We start from the raw sequence: 18,536 nt of genomic DNA, 5'->3' as shown, positions 1-18,536 counted from the left end.
AAATCCCTGATACAGGTGGTATCAGGGACTATCATATTGTCATCTATATAGAAAATAGTGACATTTAATCGTAGACAGGCTTGAGTCGATGGATAATATCAGATTACTTCTCATCTAATGAGAAATCATCAGAGTTAATCCATGCTGTTAAGATCTTACCTGATTTCATTTGATAGCTTATTTTATAAAATTCGCCGTTATCGCTCATATCTAGCAGCTTAAAATGATCGCCAGCAATCAGGTATGAATTTTTCCGGTCTGTCATTATTGGTGAGTTTAACAATACGGTTTTCTCTACCGATACGGTGCCAAAAATTGGCGCTCTTTTCGTATAGATACTTTCATCTTTTAGGAGTGCCGTTTCGGTAGCTACACCTTCTTTAAAATAGGTGCGTTTAACTATGCCGCAGCCTACGCATGCATCACGAAACATCAGCGTCCATTTTTCATCTGAGACCTGATAAATGTCTTCATTCCATTTTCCTTCATCCTTCCATGAGCTAATCACATTGTTTTTATTGATAGAGTAATTACATATTGGATTCTTTTCTGGAAGAACAGGTTTTTCCTTTATTCCGGTTGCTGTTATCTGAAAGAGAGTAGAACATTTGTTAATGTCGTTTCCCGTCGTTATCATTAGGTATTTTTTTCCTAATATGATATCTGATTTTATTTTTTCATAGCCATCTTTTGCTATTTTTTTTATAGAGTCAGGGACCGGGAAACCCTCACAATAGCTATTATCGCATAGCTCATTTTCTGCAAGTGTTGAATTTGAAAAAAATAGTAAAAAACTTAATGCGAAAATGTTGAGATAATATTTCATTTACACTAACTCCCATTTTTTCTTAATCTTCTCGAAATGGCTTATTCTTTCATCAAGACCATTGTAACCACCATTAACAGCGAGTGTTATTAGTCTTACATTATTTTTTTCATTGTCTATAAGGACATTTATATCACCCATCGCAGCATATTTGACGTGGATGCCACCATTGTGTCGCCAAAACCAGCATGATGCCCTAATTGCATTTTCCATGTCTGATGCTATTGATTCAGGATTGGAAATAAAATCAATCCCTGAGTATTCTGAAAAAAGGCGATAGTTTTTCTTCCAGGTTAATTGTATTAGTCCTCTTCCTTTATATTTTTGACCATCTCCGATAGTTATATTCTCATATTTTACAGCATCTTTGTGCCTGTCAGGATCGTAATTTCTGCCAGAACCAAACTCTAGTGTTGTGTCAAGATGCGATGACTCATGAAGACATTGTGATAAAAAATGAGCTTTGTAATATGGTTTGTTAATTCCATACTCGCTCATGATAGCATTAAGAGACTTAACGAAAGCTTGCTTGTCATAATGATATACGTTTGAATATTTCATCTTAAAGTTTGCTTCAAAAATTTTATTTCCACTTTTTCCTGTAAACCAAGGTCTGGTGTGACCTAATAGAAATTCAATCAGCTCAACTGTTATTTCGTAATCAGATGATTTATTTAAGTAGTATGGAAATAATAAAGGATGAAAATGCCAAACAGGTTTGCCCGATTTAAACTCGGGAACCTCACTCATCCACGCCATATCATCCCGCCACTTTTTCAGATACGGCATCATCTCAGGGTAACTGTCGTTGTTAAGGAAAGATTGCCAGTGTTTATGTTTGCTGTCGCCAAACCATTCGCTATCATGTTTGACTATCAGCCGACGCACCAGGTCTGGTACGTTATTTTCTCCGGAATGTAAATTTTCGAAGATACGTTTTTCAAATGCAGCCAGTTCGTACTGTGATAAATTCCCGTCATTGTTCTGGTCTATGACTTTCACCAGCTTCTTATACGTCTCGGATCCCTGTTGGCCTTCGAACTCGGTATCTCCCCGCAGGGATTTTGATACCCAGTCAAAAATGCCTTTGAGAAAATTCTCTTTTAGCAGAGAACCGAAATCCTCCGTCGAGGCTTCTTCCAGCGTAATAAAGCCAAGTTCAGACAAATCATGTTGGCTCAACACGTCCACATCATGGCCTTTCACCCAGTTATCCGGCGCAATTTGAAACCACGTTGTTCCCTGCGCGTCTATCGGGCTGGCTTTATCACGAGGCAGAATTCTTCCGTCATCCGTACTTTTGGTCACCGTATTTGTTGGCGTAAATGTTGTTTCGTCACCTTCACCGGATTTCTGATATAACGGCTTTCCTGCTTTTATCTTCACAAAGGTTCGGCCGGTTTTAATCTGTTTGGGATTAGAGAGAAAACCGGGCATATTGTTATCGACACTGATGACTTCAATGTGCGAATAAAAGTCTATATCCACACCACCAGAACCGGATTTGGCGGGGGAGTTATCTTCTGCTAAAAAGCCGATCGCGTCTCCGGCGTTGATCGTCAGTTTCTCTCCGGGGATGACCACCGCATTATATTCCCCATGCTCAACAGCTTTAGTCATCCATTCCGGCATACGGTGATAGCGAGGGGTAACCGGCTCGACAAATCGATCCTCCAGGGAAACCCAGAATTTTTTTTCACTCACACTCCCATCTTTCAGGCGTTGGGCCAACCCGAAAACACCGTTAGTAGTTTCGTGCCCTATTTTGAATGTTTCCTGTTTTGAAACCACCAGTAAATCATTTTCTTTGAGTGTGATATTTCCCGCTTTAGGCAATTTTTGCCCGCTGATTTCCCGGCCGTTGTATTCGCTTGTCGATAAGTTATTTATATTGGGTTTGACACGATAACAATTCATCAGCGTTGGGTAAGCAGAAACTGGGGCGAGGTGCATATACAGCGTGTAAAACGTCAGCCAGGTGCTCTGGTCGTCCGGATTCGGTTGATGTTCCGAACGCACCAGCAAAAACGTGCTGGAATAGCGCAGCTGATATTTGTCATACGGCGCGGTGCAGTAGTTTTTGTTGATGCGCCATGCCGCCACTTCCCCGCTGACGATACACTGAAGTGGAACCGCTCTGTCGGCGTTCGTTGAGGTCAGCACTGATTCCGGGGCGCTACGACGGCTGATATGGATGCCTCCATGCCACTGTCGGTTACTACTCGCCAGCCACCAGCCGTCCGGTTCATTCCGCAAGACGTTCAGTAACGTATCCAGACTGTCGTAATCCTTTCCATCCGCTTTCCGTATCGGATAACGCGTGTCCATCCTGCTCTCCCTTGCACCGTCAGTGCGATCGGCCTGATCGTAAACGGTTTCTTCCTGAATGCAGACGGTAACATACGCCTTATCCACACATCATGCCAGATGATTGCGGTGTGGGCTGGGGTTCCTGAATCGCTGGTGATAAGTGTGATTCTATCCCTGTCAGTGTAGAAAAACTGAGCGCTGATTTACTACCCAACCGTTTTCACTAACGCCAAAATCTCTGCCCGTTTCTCTGGTGACAGCCCCAAAAACGCCAGCATCAATTCTGCCAGTTCATCATCAGCGGTGTAGAAGAATGCCAGCGGGACGTCGAGCGCGTCCGCGAGTTGTTGAGCAGTGTCAATGCTGGCTTCGTGCACGCCCTTTTCATAACGGTTAATACGGGGGCTTGCCACAAATTCATCGATCCCGGCAGCGATGCCGAGTTTTTTTTGTGACAGGCCTTTCGCGAGCCGGGCTTGCTTAAGTCGTTGACAGAAAACGTCATGGTAGTTTGGTCTTGATTTCATGACTACGAGAATCGTAGTTTTTGCTTGAGTGAGATACTACGAATAACGTAGTATTTGCTGTGTATGTTCCTTTAACAGTGACGAGTTAGGAGGCTGGATGAAAAAGGATTGGCATCAGGCGGACATTATCGCCGCTTTACACAAGCAGCGTACCTCAATGGCGGCGCTTTCCCGTTCTGCCGGTTTGAGTGCGTCAACATTGGCAAATGCATTGGTCAGGCCCTGGCCCAAAGGTGAATGGCTGATTGCGGAAGCATTGGGAATTCATCCGGCCGAAATATGGCCGAGTCGATATTACGATCGGAGTGGTGAATTGATTGATCGTAAAATCAGGATAAGAGCGAAGTCGCGTTAAGCGAGTTTTACTTTGTCTCGGGTTGGTTATTGTCTAACGATGCAAGCAACCTAGCTTGCTGTTCTCTGGGCAAGTCGGCGAACAGTAGGATCATTTTTGCCAGATTGTCATCGTCAGCGTAAAAATAGGCCAGAGGGACATTCAATGCATCCGCCAGACGGCTGGCCGTCACGATATTCGCTTCATGCACGCCTTTTTCATAGCGATTAATACGTGCGCTGGCAACAAACTCATCAATCCCGGCTGCGATACCCAGCCCTTTCTGGGACAGCCCCCGCAGTAAGCGAGCATCCTTGAGGCGTTGACTGAAAATATCATGGCGTTGTTGGCGAGTGTTCATGGCTACGATATTCGTAGTCATGGTGAGTTTTAGATACTACGATTATCGTAGTTATGGTCGACATTGCTGTTTAGCGTCGATGCGATCAGGCGGAAAACGGAGTATAGTAAGCAGCAAAAACGCCCTGAAAACAGGGCGTTGTAATAGTCGGTAGCGCAGTACAGAAATCACTCGATATTCTGAATCTGCTCCCGCATCTGCTCAATCAGCACTTTCAGTTCGATGGCGGAGGCGGTGACGTCGGCGTTGATGGATTTGGAACCCAGCGTGTTCGATTCGCGGTTGAATTCCTGCATCATGAAGTCCAGACGGCGGCCGACGGCTTCCTGCTTGTTGAGGATTTTGTAGGTTTCCCGCACGTGGGCTTCCAGCCGGTCGAGTTCTTCGGCTACGTCGATGCGCTGCGCCAGCAGCACCAGTTCCTGCTCCAGCCGGTTGCCGTCGAGCTGCACCTGCGCTTCATCCAGCTTGCTTTGCAGCTTTTCCCGCTGCCATTGCAGAATGTTCGGCATGTGGGCGCGAACCTTGGCGACTTCGGCGCTGACGCCCACCAGCCGCTGTTCAATCAGCGCTTTGAGCGCGTTGCCTTCGCTTTCGCGGGCGAGGATGAAGTCGTCCAGCGCGGCTTCCAGCGCCTGCATCAGTTCGGCGCTGATGGCGTCCAGATCCTGCTCCTGCGCCGACATCACCCCCGGCCAGCGCAGGATGTCGAGCGGGTTGACCTCGCCTTCGTCGCTCTGCATTTTCACCCAGTTCGCCGCCGTCACCAGCTGTTTGGCCAGTTGCTCGTTGAGGATGAGTTGCCCTTGTGCGCGCGGGTCCAGCTCAAAACGCAGGCCGCACTCGATTTTGCCGCGGGTCAGGCGGTTGCGGATGCGTTCGCGGATTACCGGCTCTAAGCTGCGGAACTGCTCGGGTAAACGGATGTAGGTTTCCAGATAACGCTGGTTTACGGAGCGAAGCTCCCAGGCGGCGCTACCCCAGTCACCCTTGATTTCTCGCCGGGCGTAAGCGGTCATGCTACGAATCATCGGTGCATACCTGTTAAGAAGTGATGGGGTAATTATAACGGGCGACCGGCTAAAAGCGACAGCGGTAACGGACTGACAAATCACGGCTTCCGGCCAAACCACGCGATGGCCGAAAGCGTACGGCGGCGGTTATGCCGCTTCCAGCAGCGGCAGACACTGGCTGGCGAGTTCGCGGCACTTGCTTTTCAGCACCTGTTTGAGCTGCAAGATCTCGCGGGATTGCGGGATGTCGCGGCGGCTGATCAGCATCACCTCAAACGGCAGCGGCTGGCTGATGGGCACGATTTTGAGTTGATCGGCATAACGGCGCGCGGTGAACAGGTCGACGATGCCGGTGCCGCCGCCCGCCAGCACCATATCGGCGATCACCGAGTAGGTCTTGATGTACAGCGAAGCCGCCGGTTTGAGGCGACGATCGCGCAGCGCGCGGTGCACCACCTGGCCCAGCGGGTCCTGCTGCTGCATCATCAGCAGGTTGTTGTGGCACAGCCATTCCAGCGACACCGGCCCCTGTTGCGGGCTGTCTTTCGGCAGAATCGCCACCATCCGCGACTGGCACAGCGGCTCGGCCAGCAAATCCGGCGGCACCTGTTGGCCGAACACCAGCGCCAGGTCGAGCTGATGCTGCTGAATATTCTGACACAGGGTGCTGAAATGCTCGGTGACCAGCTCCATATTCACCAGCGGCGCCTGCTGCTGAAACTCCACCATCGCCGGGGCGACAATCATCTGGCCAAAGGCGTGCGCCGCACCGAGCCGCACCGCCTCGCGCTGGCCTTTGCGGATCTGTTCGGTCAGGCGGGAAATACTCTGTAATTGGCTGTAAAGCTGTTCGATTTCCGGCATCAGCCGTTGCCCTTCCACCGTAGGCACCAATCCTTGCGAACGGCGTTCGAACAGCGCGAAACCCAGTTGCTGTTCGGCGTGATTCAGCACCCGGCTGACGTTGGGCTGGGAAACGTTGAGTAACCGCGCCGCGCCGCTGATGGTGCCGGCCTGAACGATCGCCTGAAAGACTTCGATGTGGCGTAAACGCATAACCTGAGTCCTGTTGTGTGATGTGTGCCCGACCGGCCCGATGGAGCACGATCCAACGCATAAACAAGCAAGATCCACGCCATGTTATTGAAAAACGCGGCCGGATGGCGGCAGGCCGCGTCCGCTGGCTATTCGCCCCAGGTGGCTTCCAGCACCCGCAGCCAGTTGCCGTAACAGATTTTCTCCAACAGAGTGCGTGAGTAGCCGCGATCGGCCAGCGCCTGCACCAAAATGGGGAAACCCGCCACATCCTTCAGGTCGCCCGGGATGGTGGTGCCGTCCAGATCGGAACCGAAGCCGACGCCATTTTCGCCCAGTTTTTCCAGCAGATACTCCACATGACGCACGATCTCCTGCACCGTGGCGGACGGGTCTTTCTGGCCGTCGGCACGCAGGAAGGAGGTACCGAAATTGACGCCGACAAAGCCGTCGCGCTCGCGGATAGCCGCCAGCTGGCGGTCGGTGAGGTTGCGCGACTGGGCGCACAGCGCGTGGGCGTTGGAGTGGCTGGCTACCAGCGGCGCGTCGGAAACCGCCGCCGTCTGCCAGAAGCCTTTTTCATCCATGTGGGAGAGGTCCACCAGAATGCGTTTGGCGTTGCAGGCGCGCACCAGCCGCAGCCCGGCGTCGGTCAGGCCATCGCCGGTGTCGGGCGAGGAAGGGAAACGGAACGGCACGCCTTGTCCGAAGATATTCGGCCGGCTCCACAGCGGCCCCAGGCTGCGAAGCCCGGCGGCGTAGAGAATATCCAGCAGCTCCAGGTCGGCATCCAGCATCTCGGCGCCTTCGATGTGCATTACCGCCGCCACTACGCCGTCCGCCATGCAGCGGCGGATATCGGCCGCACTGCGGCACACCCGCAGTTGCCCGGCGGATGCCGCTTCAAGGCGCAGCAGGGTGGCGAGCATCCAGAAGCTGACGTCGCGCGCCTGCGCCATGGACGGGGTGGTTAATAAAACGTTGCCATCTGGTATGGATGTTGCATCACTCTGGTTCGAGGGAACGTAGGTGGCGAACAGGCCGCCGGCGAATCCGCCCTGCCGGATCCGGGGCAGGTCAATATGACCCTGCGACGGCCCGTTCAGAAAGGCATCGGTCGGATTATCGCGATGAAGTCGCCACAGGCGTGACAGCACGTCGTTGTGGCCATCGAAGACAGGGAGAGTATGTACAAGCGGCTTGTCTGACATGGGCGAATCTGACATGGAAGAAAGTACCGATACTGGATTGAAAGAAAAATGATTTTCTGAAATGGAACCTGCTCTGCACCATGCTGGTGCGGTTCATTCAGGCGGAGAAATTTTGTTCGCCGCAGCACCATTTAAGCCAGCGCCTGTGATATCTGTCAAGCCGCAGACAGAAAAAATATATTTTATTTTATTTTAAAATCAGACACTTGGGGGATTAATGGTCACCAGAAGACGTTTTCTTGCCGGTTGCGCTACCGTGCCTTTCCTGTCCTGGCTCAATCTGAACACCGCGTTTGCCGATACGCCGCCGTCCATGCTGGTGATGGCGATGCAGCTCGATAACATGACCAGTCTCGACCCGCAGGAAGGGTTTGAGGCGGTAGGGACCGAAATCATCGGCAACCTGTACCAGCGTCTGGTGATGCCAAACCCGGCCAACCCGCAAGAGGTGATTGGCGATCTGGCCGTCAGTTGGGAGGTTGGCAACGACAGCAAAACCTTCACCTTCCACCTCAATCCGAAAGCCAAATTCGCCGACGGTTCGCCGGTTACCGCCGACGATGCCGCCTTCTCGTTGCAGCGCGCGGTCAAGTTGGACAAGAGCCCGGCGTTCATCATCAACCAGTTCGGTTTTACCAAAGACAACGTGGAGCAGCGCATCACCGCGCTGGATGAAAAAACGCTGGTGATAAGCCTGGATAAGCCGGCGGCGGAAACCTTCCTGCTGTACTGCCTGTCTGCGCCGGTGGGCAGCATCGTGCAGAAAAAGGCGGCGCTGGCTAATCAGCAGAACAACGATCTGGGCAACCAATGGCTGAAACAGAACAGCGCCGGCTCCGGCCCGTTCTCGCTGGTGAGCTGGAAAGCCAGCGAAAGCATCATCCTGCAGAAGAACGATCACTTCCCGACCGACAACGCCTTTAAGCGCGTCCTGCTCAAGCACATCGTCGACCCGTCCGCCCAGTTGCTGATGCTGCAGAAAGGGGACGTGGATATCGCCCGCAACCTGACCACCGAGCAGATTCGCCCGCTGGTGAACGACAGTAACTACCATCTGGTGCGTCAGAGCATCGCCAGCGTGATGCTGCTGTCCTGTAACACCGCCAACGAATTCCTGAAAAAACCGCAGGTGTGGCAGGCCATCAAGTGGGCGCTGGACTACGACAGCATCCAGAAAAACATTCTGCCGCTGACGCACAAGGTGCATCAGAGCTTCCTGCCGGGCGGTTTTCCGGCGGCGCTGGACGACACCCCGTTCCATCTGGATGTCGCCAAAGCCAAAGCGTTGCTGAAAGACGCCGGTTATCCGGACGGCTTTGAGATTACGATGGATCACTACTCCGCCCAGCCGCATCCGGATATTGCGCAGGCGATCCAGACCCAGCTTGGCGCTATCGGCATCAAGGTGAAGCTGATTGCGGCGGAAAACCGTCAGGTACTCACTAAAATGCGCGCCCGCCAGCAGCAACTGGCGCTGACGGTGTGGGGCGCGGACTATTTCGACCCGAACTCCAACGCCGAAGCCTTCTGCGTCAATACCGACAACAGCGACGGCGCCCGCAATCGCACGCTGGCCTGGCGTTGCGGCTGGTCGGATGAAAAATTCAACCAGTTGACCGAACAGGCGCTGCATGAGCAGGACCCGGCCAAACGCATCGCGCTGTACGAAACCCTGCAACGCAACCACCGCGAACTGAGCCCGTTCACGCTGATGATGCAGGATGAGAAAACGCTGGCCTGCCGTAAGAACCTCAGCGGCGTCACCATGACGGTATTGAGCAAAGTGCCTTACCAGCAGGTGAAGAAAGCCTGATGCAGATACTGATCCGTTTTTGCAGTACGCTCGGCAGCCTGTTGCTGACCCTGCTGGGGTTATCGGTGCTGACCTTCTTCATCGGTCGTATCATGCCGACCGACCCGGTGCTCGCCGCCGTCGGGGACAATGCGCCCCAGGCGGTGGTGGAGCGGGTACGTCAGGAAATGGGGCTGGATCAGCCCCTGTGGATGCAGTACGGCCACTACCTGAACCAACTGCTGCACGGCGATCTGGGTCGCTCGGTGCTGACCTCTAATCCGGTGACCACCGATATCGCCCGCTACTTCCCCGCCACGCTGGAACTGGCGACCGCCGCGATCATCGTCGCGGCGTTGGTCGGCATTCCGCTCGGGGTGTGGGCGGCGGTGCGACAAGGACGCTGGGTGGATCAAACCATCCGCGTCGTCTGTCTGGCCGGGCATTCGCTGCCGGTGTTTGTGCTGGCGCTGCTGAGCCTGCTGATTTTCTACGCGGTGCTGGGCATTGCGCCGGGGCCGGGGCGGCAGGACATCATCTTTCAGGACATGGTGCCGCACGTCACCGGGCTGCTGACGGTGGACTCGCTGCTGGCGGGCGACTATGACGCGTTGCGCGATGCGCTGGCGCACATGGTGCAGCCGGTGCTGATTCTGGCGTATTTCAGTATGGCCTACATCACCCGCATGACCCGTACTTTCATGCTCAATGCGCTCGGCGGCGAGTTCGTGATCACCGCCCGCGCCAAAGGGCTGTCGTCCCGTCGGGTCGTCTGGCGGCATGCTTTCCCCACGGTGGCGGTGCAACTGGTGACGGTGCTGGCGCTGACCTACGCCGGGCTGCTGGAAGGCGCGGTGGTGACGGAAAACGTCTTCTCCTGGCCGGGACTGGGCCAGTACCTCACTACCGCGCTGCTCAATGCGGACATGAACCCGGTGGTGGGCGCCACATTGCTGGTGGGCGCGACCTACGTGCTGCTGAACCTGCTGGCTGACATTCTCTATCGACTTTTGGATCCCCGCGTAACATGAGTTTTCTTGTCTCACGAGCCTGGTTGCTCGACGAAACGCCCAGCACACGCCGTCAGGCGGTGTGGGGGCAGCGTTACCGCCTGTGGCTGGGGTTTCGCACCAATCCGATGGCGATGCTGGGGTTGATCATCATCGCCGCAGTCATGCTGTTGTCGCTGGCCGCGCCCTGGCTGACGCCGTACGACCCCGGTTTTCAGAACTTGTCCAACCGGCTGGCGGCGCCGTCCGCTGCGCATTGGCTGGGTACTGATGAACTGGGGCGCGATGTATTCAGCCGTATTTTATATGGCGGTCGCACCACGCTGGGCATGGTGATCGCGGTGGTGGCGCTGACCGCGCCGATCGGTCTGCTGGTCGGCTGTATCGCCGGTTACGCCGGTGGGTTACTTGATAAAATCCTGATGCGGCTGACCGATATCTTTCTGGCGTTTCCGCGGCTGGTGCTGGCGCTGGCGTTTGTGGCGGCGCTGAAACCGGGGGTGGAAAGCGCCATTCTGGCGATCGCGCTCACCGCCTGGCCGCCGTATGCGCGGCTGGCGCGGGCGGAGACGCTGCAGTTTCGCCACACCGATTTTATCGCCGCCTGCCGCCTGACCGGCGCCGCGCCGCTGCGCATTATTCTGCGCCACATCATGCCGCTGTGCGTGCCGAGCCTGATTGTGCGGGTGACGCTGGACATGAGCTCCATCATCATCACCGCCGCCAGCCTGGGTTTCCTCGGCATGGGCGCGCAGCCGCCGTCGCCGGAATGGGGCACCATGATCGCCACCGCGCGCCGTTTCCTGTTCAACGCCTGGTGGGTGCCGCTGGTGCCCTGTATCGCCATTTTCCTCACCTCGCTGGCCTTCAACTTTCTCGGCGACGGCCTGCGCGATCTGCTGGACCCGAAGGAGCGCTAAATGCTGGTGGAAATTGAGAACCTCCGTATCGCGTTCGCCAACCGGACGGAAACTTTTGAGGCGGTGCGCGGCGTCAGCTTCAGCGTCGGCAAGGAGAAGTTCGCCATCGTCGGCGAAAGCGGCTCCGGCAAGTCGCTGACCGCACGCAGCCTGATGCAGTTACTGCCGGGCAGCGCCCGCATTCAGGCCGACAAACTGAGTTTTGACGGCATCGACCTGCGCGGCGCCAGCGAGAAAACGTTACGCCAGATTCGCGGCAAGCGGGTCGGCTTTATCCTGCAAGACCCGAAGTACTCGCTGAATCCGGTGATGACCATCGGCCAGCAGGTGGCGGAAGCCTGGCGCGAGCACAAAGGCGGCAGCCGCCGCGCGGCGATGGACGCCGCCATTGACCTGCTGAATCAGGTGCGCATCCGCGATCCGCAGCGGGTGGCGACGTGTTACCCGCACGAAGTGTCGGGCGGCATGGGGCAGAGGGTGATGATCGCCATGATGCTGGCGCCCGACCCGGAACTGCTGATCGCCGATGAACCGACCTCGGCGCTGGACGCCACGGTGCAGGCGGAGATCCTGTGTCTGATCGACGATCTGGTGTCGCAGCGCGGCATGGGATTGATCCTGATCAGTCACGATCTGCCGCTGGTGTCGCATTTCTGCGATCGGGTGGCGGTGATGTACGCCGGGCGGATCGTCGAGATGCTGCAGGCCAGCGAACTGTTGCAGGCGCAGCATCCGTATACCCAGGGGCTGCTGGCCTGCCTGCCGTCGCTGAAACATCCGCGCGATCGACTGCCGGTGTTGCAGCGTGACCCGGCCTGGAGAAACGCATGATGGGTGGAGTGCATGACGGGTGTAACGCATGATTAAAGTAGAAAACCTGCGCATCGCCTTCGGCGGCGTCGAGGTAGTGAAAGGGGTGTCCTTCGCGCTGGAAAGCGGCGACAGCTTCGGTATGGTCGGCGAAAGCGGCTCCGGCAAGTCCACCATTTTGCGCGCGCTGGCCGGGTTAAATACCCAGTGGCGCGGGCGCATCGAGTTTGGCGGCATGGCGCAGTCGGCGCGGCGGGATCGCAGCTTTTTCCGTCAGGTGCAGATGGTGTTTCAGGATCCGTACGGATCGTTGCATCCGCGCCAGACCATCGATCGCATTTTGCATGAGCCGCTGCTGGTGCACCGCTTCGATCGCGCCGAGCAGCGTATTACCCGGGCGCTGGAAGAGGTGGGCCTGCCCGCCGCGGCGCGCTTTCGCTTTCCCCACCAGCTCTCCGGCGGCCAGCGACAGCGGGTGGCGATTGCCCGCGCGCTGATCGCCGAGCCGGAAGTGCTGCTGCTGGATGAACCGACCTCGGCGCTGGATGTGTCGGTGCAGGCGGAAATCCTCAATCTGCTGACAGACCTGCGTCAGGAGCGTAGGCTCACCTACATCATGGTCAGCCATAATCTGGCGGTGGTGTCCCATCTGTGTCAGCGCGTCGGCGTGATGCAGCATGGCGAGATGGTGGAACAGCTCAGCGTGGAGCATTTGCGCTCGCGCAACCTGCATCATCCGCACACGGCGGAGCTGTATGATTTAAGCATGACGCTGGAGGAACCGGCATGAGATTACACTGGCAGCGTGCCGTCGATGAGGCGCACGCAATCACCCAGTCCTGGAATCAGCCCGGCCAGCCGGGCGGCGCCATCACGCTGTTCGACGGCGAGCAGATTCGCGCCGCCTGCTGTGGCGGGCTGGCGGATCTGGCGCAGCAAACGCCATTCACCACCCAGAGCGTGGTGCGTTTCGCCTCGGTCACCAAGCATCTGTTCGCCTCGCTGGTGACAGGGGCCGCCAGCTCGCAGCTTGCGCTGACCGACCCGCTCAGCCGGCATCTGCCGCAACTGACCGGCGAGAATGGCAAGGTGACGGTCGGGCAGGCGCTGGACATGACCTCCGGCCTGCCGGATGTGCGTGAAAGCCTGTCGCTGCTGGGGTTGTCGGTGTACAACGCCACCTCGGCCGACAGTCTGCTGGCGTTTCTGGCGGACAATGGCCGTCTGAATTACCCGGCAGGCAGCGAGATCTCCTACACCAACACCGGCTACCGGCTGGTGGAGGAAGCGCTGAAAGCCAAAGGCATCTATTTCGCCGACCTGCTGCGCCAGCACATCAACCAGCCGCTGGGGATTGCGCTCAGCGCGCCGGAAACCTGGTTTGATATCGTGCCCGGACTGGTGCCGGGCTACTGGCCATCGCCGCAGGGCTGGCAGTTGTCCTGCGCCGGGCTGCACCTGTCCACGTCCGGTTGCGTTACCGGCAATGTGCGCGATTTAACGGTCTGGCTGCAGTCGCTGCTGATGAATCAGGGGCCGGGCGAAGGCGTGCTGGCGCGCCTGTCTCAGCCGCGTTGCCTGAGCGACGGCCGCGTCACCGGTTACGGGCTGGGCGTGGCGCACAGTCGCATCGGCGATGCGTTGCTGGTGGGGCATGGCGGCTCTCACGCGGGTTATAAGAGTTACTTCCTGCTCGACCCGGTATTGCAGGTCGGGGTGGCGCTGGTCGCCAACCGGGAAGATGTCGCCACCTACGACAGCGTGCTGCGGGTGATGTCCGCCTTGCTGGACCAGCCGCTGCCGGCGCGCGGGCATGACCTGACGCCGGGGCTGTACGCGGCGGAGCAGGGTGGCCACTGGCTGGAGGTGAAAGGCCCGGGCGCCTGCTGGCTGGGCGCGACCGAAACGCTGTATCGCAGTGAGACGCCGGGTGTGACGGTGTCGCTGTCCAGCCATCTGCCGATGAAACTGCGGCAGCACGGCATGGCGATCGAAGGGGAAATCGGTCACGCGCCGTGCCGCTTTCTGCCGGTGGAGGCCGACAACAGCATGGCGCAACTGCAAGGCCGCTGGTACTGGCCGGACACGCGCAGCGAACTGGTGATTGACGGCGATAGTATCGTGATGGGACTCGGCCCGGCGGCGATCGCCGGCTCTCTGCAATCGCTCGGCAACGGCCGCGCGCTCGCCACGGTACAGGACGGCCCGTGGGAAAAACGCTTCTCGCTGCTGGTACAAGACGGCTATCTGACTTTATTGCTTAATCGCAGCCGGGTGGTGCGGTATCAGCGCGGGTGACGCGGTTTTTTGATGGCTATTTAGCCGTGGTCTGGCTTTTTTTCTGCGACCAACCCCCTAATCAGCAAAGACGATGATTAACCTACTGCCCAATGGCGGAGGGGGAGAGCTCTCCCCTCCGCCATGATGATGATCACTTCATCAAAAACGATATCAGCTGATTGCAAAAGCCGCGTTCAAATCTGTTTCAGGCCGATTTACCCGGCTGTCGCTTTCCCTTTTCTGAACCCGAACTAGTTAAAGTATCGGTTCTGAGTAATTTTTTTCCGAGCATATTTCCCGGCACCTCAATAAATCGATATGTTCCCGCAGAAATTAAGGTGACAACGATGGCCACAGCTACTAACAATAATCGCCGCCAACAATAAATATTGATTCTCATTACATATATTAGCCTCGAAAAAATGAGAGGCGAACGATCGGCAGTTTCTAACTTGATAATCAAACGACTGATTGCCTGCTTTTAATTAGCATATTCAGGCTATTCAAAAAGAATGGGTCAAATAACGGCAGGCAATCCGCTTGTTGAAGCGGCAGCCATGCTGTGGCCTTCCATAGGGTGGAAGGGCCGACAGCATGGATGTTGGGGTTTACGTTGGTGTGAAGGCGTTATTGCATCAATCGTTTCTGCTGGTTGATATTCCCCGCAGACCGCGCGCGTTAGCAGGCGTACCCGGTGACTGGAGTATGAAGGCATCCGATGGACCGACTTCAATCTCACAGATCTCAAGGCCGAGCTGACGACCATCGCTTGACGTGTCCATGGTAATTGTTTCGGCGCAGTCAATCGTCAGCCGCAGAATGTCGTTAGCTTGGTTTAGTTCTTGCTGCGGTATAAGCGCATCAAAAACCACAACGAACGTACTTTCTGACCACCGATGCAGGGGCGCGGCATAGTCATCGACCTTCAATGTAAGTTCGTCGACCTGGCGTGTAGACAGTATGTTCGTGACCCTAAATCGCACCAGAATATCCCGGTCCTTGCGGAATGGAATATCGATTGTCGCAGCCGGCGTCGGGCCAATCCAGCGGCTGAATTTGCGGTCATTCTGCTCACGGCAATGCCACCCTGTGCCATTCAATGGTTGCGACATGTCCACCACAGTCCAGCCAGCCGGGCGAATCAAGGCTTTGCGGTAGTTATCCTCAACGGCGCTCGCAAAATCCACGCCATAGGTCGCCTGGAAACGCGCCATTTGCTCGTCGTAAAGTTCGCGGGCAATAGCAACGATTTCCTGATCAATATCAATCATCCGATTGGCAGCTGCTATCGCCTCTTCGCTTAAGTTCGGCTTTTGCTGGTCACTGGCGTGTATATTGAGCGGCTGCGGCCGATCGAGAGGGAGCGCCAGCCATAATTGCAGCGCGGAGAGCGAGCGCCCAAAGTCCTCTTTGAAGCCAATAAAGGAAAGCGAGCGCAGCGTTTTCTCTGCCCGCTGCCGGACGAACGCCCGAAAATCCTTACTATCGAGAGAACCCGCTCGCCAGACTTCCCGGTACTCATGGGGCGCGCATGCCAGATGGCGACTGATTCGGTTCCAGTTAAGGTATTGGCACTGTGGATGGTTGGAGGAAAAGAATAATGCCGGATTATTGCGGGCCAAATCACGGATCAGTTCACCATCAGGGAAAGCCGCTGCTTCTTCGTCAGTCCAACGATGCACCATCCACCAGTTAGATACCAGCCTGTCCAGCGGGTCTCGTAAAAAGCACAGCGTTGCCGCATTCGATATGTGATCCGGCCAAGTCCTGCCGCCGAACGGATCATGAATAAAACGCGCGCGCGCCAACCGGTTCGGGTCCAGCTCAATGTCACCGGCGTTTATCCAATCGGTGTGTTCTTCTAAATAAATACACTCATCGGACGGAAAAAAGTTTTGCAAATACTTGAGTAACGATGTGCCTGCACACTTATCAATATGATGAAAAACAATACGAGGCATGCCCTATCCTTACTTCCCGTAATTAACGTTATATAAAATAAATTTTATGATAATTATTTGTATCATTATAGTGATAACATGTTACTTATTGTGGCTTTAACCACTGGTGGCGAGCTGGTATCCGCGATCATCCACTGCCCAGTGGGTTATCGTTATTACAAAACGTGAGTGGCTGGTGACTGACAGAAAATTGAGGTACTGACGGGTAAAAATGGCGAGTCTGGTACAAGGTCCAGATTCGCCACTTTGGCAGATATCCGCCAGTGAATAAATGGTGTGGGATATAGCCTGACTAACATGCCGACACGGCGGGGATTGTTGTTACCGATAAATCCCCACTACCGCGTCTTCGCCGACGTAACCGTAACCGCGGTACATGCCTTCGCTGTTGAACGGCAGCGCGATGTTGCCCTGATGGTCGACGGCGATTAGCCCGCCGCTACCGCCCAGCGCCAGCACTTTTTCCATAACGACTTTGTCGGCGGCCTGCGACAGCGGCAGGTTGCCGTATTCCATCAACGCCGAGACGTCGTAAGCGGCGACGGTGCGCATGAATACTTCGCCGGTGCCGGTGCAGGAGACGGCGACGGTGCGGTTGTTGGCGTAACAGCCTGCGCCGACGATCGGCGAGTCGCCGACACGCCCGGCGCGTTTGTTGGTCATGCCGCCGGTGGAGGTCGCTGCCGCCAGGTTACCGGCTGCGTCCAGCGCTACCGCGCCAACGGTGCCGAATTTGCGATCCGGATCGAGCGGATCGGCGCCCTGCGCCTGACGTTCGCCGTCGTGATCCAGCAGGATCTTGCCGTCGCCCGCCTGCGCTTTCAGCAACTGCTGGTAACGCTCGTCGGTGGAGAAAAAGTCCGGTTCGACCATTTCCAGCCCCTGCTCGCGGGCGAAGGTTTCGGCGCCGTCGGCGGTGAACATCACATGCGGACTGCGCTCCAGCACCGCGCGGGCCGCCAGAATCGGGTTGCGGATATGGTTAACACCGGCGATGGCGCCTGCTTCCAGCGAACGGCCGTCCATGATGCTGGCGTCCAGTTCGTGGGTGCCGAGGTGGGTAAACACCGCCCCTTTACCCGCATTGAACAGCGGGCACTCTTCCAGCATACGCACCGCTTCGGTGACCGCATCCAGCGCGCTGCCGTTGGCGGCCAGAATTTCCTGCCCACGGTTCACAATCGCCTGCAACGCGGCGCGATAGCGCTGTTCTTTCTCGCTGTCCATCGCCGTGCGGCTTAACGCGCCTGCGCCGCCATGAATCACAATGACCGGTTTCATCTTTTCTTCCTTTAATGCACTGAGCGCTTAGTTTTGCGTGGTTGCCAGATAGGAAAATGCTCCCAGCAGGCTGACGATCGGCGCGATGGTCGGGGATTGATAGCCGACGGTGATCGCGTCTTTGCGGACGACGCCTGGAATCAGGCAGAACAGGTCTGCCAGCACCGGTTTGGCGACCATCAGCTCCAGTGCATACGGCGGCTGCAGGCGGGTGGTTGTCTCTTTATGCGCCTTTTGCACCGCTTGGGTCGCCGCCAGCCGGATGGCGTTGCGCGCCGCTTCCGGACTCAGCGACTCCGCTGCGGTCTGGGAAATGGCGCGCTTGACGCAGGCGTAGTCCGCCGCCGGGTAGTAACGATTGATCCATGTTTGCAGCGTATCGTCGCCGCTCACCAGCCACAGCGGGGTGTTCAGTTCCGCGCCGGCGGCGGCGTAGATATCGCTTTCGCCCATCACTTCGCCGTTGATGCGCACCCGATAAAACGCCCGGCCGTTGATGGTGTGCGCCAGCACGCCGTGTTCTCCGGCGGCGCTGTGGTAGCCGATGAACATCAGGCCATCGAACTGTTGCTGTTGTAAGCCTTCCACCATCGACAAACCGCGCGGTTTGCCCTGCACCAGCCGGGCGCGCGGGTCGATATTCTCGGCGCGTAGGTTGGTCATGGCGGCGTGGCTGTCGGCGACGACCACTTCGCTGGCGCCGCCGGCGAAGGCGCCTTCAATGGCGGCGTTCACCTCCTGCTCCATCAGCCCGCGGGCTAACTGGTATTCCGGTGTGCCGGGGCTGCACTGTTCCGGGCGCATCACGCCCGCGATGCCTTCGATATCCGCAGAAATAAATACTTTCATGTCAGCGTCCTTAGCG

Annotated in this window: 17 protein-coding genes; 7 read left to right on the top strand and 10 right to left on the bottom strand. The window is 56.3% G+C overall.

The genetic code is table 11. The features are described 5' to 3' along the window. Positions 1-103: 103 nt before the first annotated feature. The 3 genes from DXXMK7_RS20425 to DXXMK7_RS20415 form a co-directional block, all read right to left on the bottom strand. The gene (locus tag DXXMK7_RS20425) at positions 104-826 is read right to left on the bottom strand and encodes a hypothetical protein (protein WP_049842697.1); all 723 of its coding nucleotides are present in this window, start codon (positions 824-826) and stop codon (positions 104-106) included. Then, complete coding sequence (locus DXXMK7_RS22870; RefSeq protein WP_049842696.1) at positions 827-3,241, bottom strand: glycoside hydrolase family 19 protein; 2,415 nt, start codon at positions 3,239-3,241, stop codon at positions 827-829. A gap of 101 nt (positions 3,242-3,342) precedes the next feature. Then, positions 3,343-3,663, bottom strand: coding sequence for a helix-turn-helix domain-containing protein (locus tag DXXMK7_RS20415; RefSeq protein ID WP_038920589.1), 321 nt, complete (start codon positions 3,661-3,663; stop codon positions 3,343-3,345). Positions 3,664-3,760: 97 nt separating this feature from the next. On the opposite strand from DXXMK7_RS20415, the gene DXXMK7_RS22180 reads away from it, so the two are divergent. Next, positions 3,761-4,018 carry a helix-turn-helix transcriptional regulator gene (locus tag DXXMK7_RS22180; protein ID WP_071604581.1) on the top strand — a complete coding sequence of 86 codons (258 nt, stop codon included), beginning with the start codon at positions 3,761-3,763 and terminating at the stop codon, positions 4,016-4,018. Positions 4,019-4,025: 7 nt separating this feature from the next. On the opposite strand, the gene DXXMK7_RS20410 is transcribed toward DXXMK7_RS22180, so the two are convergent. From DXXMK7_RS20410 to DXXMK7_RS20395, 4 genes are all read right to left on the bottom strand, one after another. Beyond that, the gene (locus tag DXXMK7_RS20410; protein ID WP_038920588.1) at positions 4,026-4,358 is read right to left on the bottom strand and encodes a helix-turn-helix domain-containing protein; all 333 of its coding nucleotides are present in this window, start codon (positions 4,356-4,358) and stop codon (positions 4,026-4,028) included. A gap of 167 nt (positions 4,359-4,525) precedes the next feature. Continuing rightward, positions 4,526-5,389: a YicC/YloC family endoribonuclease gene (locus DXXMK7_RS20405; RefSeq protein WP_038920587.1), complete on the bottom strand. Its 864-nt coding sequence runs from the start codon at positions 5,387-5,389 to the stop codon at positions 4,526-4,528. 129 nt (positions 5,390-5,518) lie between these two features. Beyond that, positions 5,519-6,427 (bottom strand): LysR family transcriptional regulator, encoded by a 909-nt coding sequence (locus DXXMK7_RS20400; RefSeq protein ID WP_038920586.1) that lies wholly within the window; start codon positions 6,425-6,427, stop codon positions 5,519-5,521. 128 nt (positions 6,428-6,555) lie between these two features. Continuing rightward, positions 6,556-7,632, bottom strand: coding sequence for a dipeptidase (locus tag DXXMK7_RS20395; RefSeq protein WP_038920585.1), 1,077 nt, complete (start codon positions 7,630-7,632; stop codon positions 6,556-6,558). A 202-nt stretch (positions 7,633-7,834) separates the two neighbouring features. Between DXXMK7_RS20395 and DXXMK7_RS20390 the strand changes: the two genes are divergently transcribed. Genes DXXMK7_RS20390 through DXXMK7_RS20365 form a run of 6 tightly spaced genes read left to right on the top strand, consistent with a single transcriptional unit; the run spans position 7,835 to position 14,447 of the window. Beyond that, positions 7,835-9,430, top strand: coding sequence for an ABC transporter substrate-binding protein (locus DXXMK7_RS20390; RefSeq protein ID WP_038920584.1), 1,596 nt, complete (start codon positions 7,835-7,837; stop codon positions 9,428-9,430). Beyond that, positions 9,430-10,440 carry an ABC transporter permease gene (locus DXXMK7_RS20385; RefSeq protein WP_038920583.1) on the top strand — a complete coding sequence of 337 codons (1,011 nt, stop codon included), beginning with the start codon at positions 9,430-9,432 and terminating at the stop codon, positions 10,438-10,440. The genes DXXMK7_RS20390 and DXXMK7_RS20385 overlap by 1 nt, the downstream gene beginning before the upstream one ends. Further along, complete coding sequence (locus DXXMK7_RS20380) at positions 10,437-11,339, top strand: ABC transporter permease (RefSeq protein WP_038663569.1); 903 nt, start codon at positions 10,437-10,439, stop codon at positions 11,337-11,339. The genes DXXMK7_RS20385 and DXXMK7_RS20380 overlap by 4 nt, the downstream gene beginning before the upstream one ends. Beyond that, positions 11,340-12,170 (top strand): ABC transporter ATP-binding protein, encoded by an 831-nt coding sequence (locus tag DXXMK7_RS20375; RefSeq protein ID WP_038920582.1) that lies wholly within the window; start codon positions 11,340-11,342, stop codon positions 12,168-12,170. It abuts the gene before it with no gap. A 28-nt stretch (positions 12,171-12,198) separates the two neighbouring features. Next, positions 12,199-12,939, top strand: a complete 741-nt coding sequence (locus DXXMK7_RS20370) for an ABC transporter ATP-binding protein (protein ID WP_038920581.1) — start codon at positions 12,199-12,201, stop codon at positions 12,937-12,939. After that, positions 12,936-14,447, top strand: a complete 1,512-nt coding sequence (locus DXXMK7_RS20365; RefSeq protein WP_038920580.1) for a serine hydrolase — start codon at positions 12,936-12,938, stop codon at positions 14,445-14,447. Before DXXMK7_RS20370 ends, DXXMK7_RS20365 begins: the two co-directional genes overlap by 4 nt. 617 nt (positions 14,448-15,064) lie before the next feature. Here DXXMK7_RS20365 and DXXMK7_RS20360 read toward each other — a convergent pair. The 3 genes from DXXMK7_RS20360 to DXXMK7_RS20350 all read right to left on the bottom strand — a co-directional run bounded on the left by DXXMK7_RS20360 (position 15,065) and on the right by DXXMK7_RS20350 (position 18,520). After that, positions 15,065-16,390, bottom strand: coding sequence for a sulfotransferase family 2 domain-containing protein (locus DXXMK7_RS20360; RefSeq protein ID WP_038920579.1), 1,326 nt, complete (start codon positions 16,388-16,390; stop codon positions 15,065-15,067). A 321-nt stretch (positions 16,391-16,711) separates the two neighbouring features. After that, a complete protein-coding gene (locus DXXMK7_RS20355; RefSeq protein WP_038920578.1) occupies positions 16,712-17,671 on the bottom strand; it encodes an isoaspartyl peptidase/L-asparaginase family protein in 960 nt (319 codons plus the stop codon). A gap of 27 nt (positions 17,672-17,698) precedes the next feature. Then, entirely contained in the window at positions 17,699-18,520 is an 822-nt protein-coding gene (locus DXXMK7_RS20350) for a M55 family metallopeptidase (protein ID WP_038920577.1), read from the bottom strand. Between the last annotated feature and the right edge of the window lie 16 nt (positions 18,521-18,536).

Source organism: Dickeya sp. MK7, from assembly GCF_000406305.1.
Classification (GTDB): domain Bacteria; phylum Pseudomonadota; class Gammaproteobacteria; order Enterobacterales; family Enterobacteriaceae; genus Dickeya; species Dickeya fangzhongdai.
Note: the sequence above shows the minus strand (reverse complement) of the source record. Positions and strands in the feature narration are given on the sequence as shown.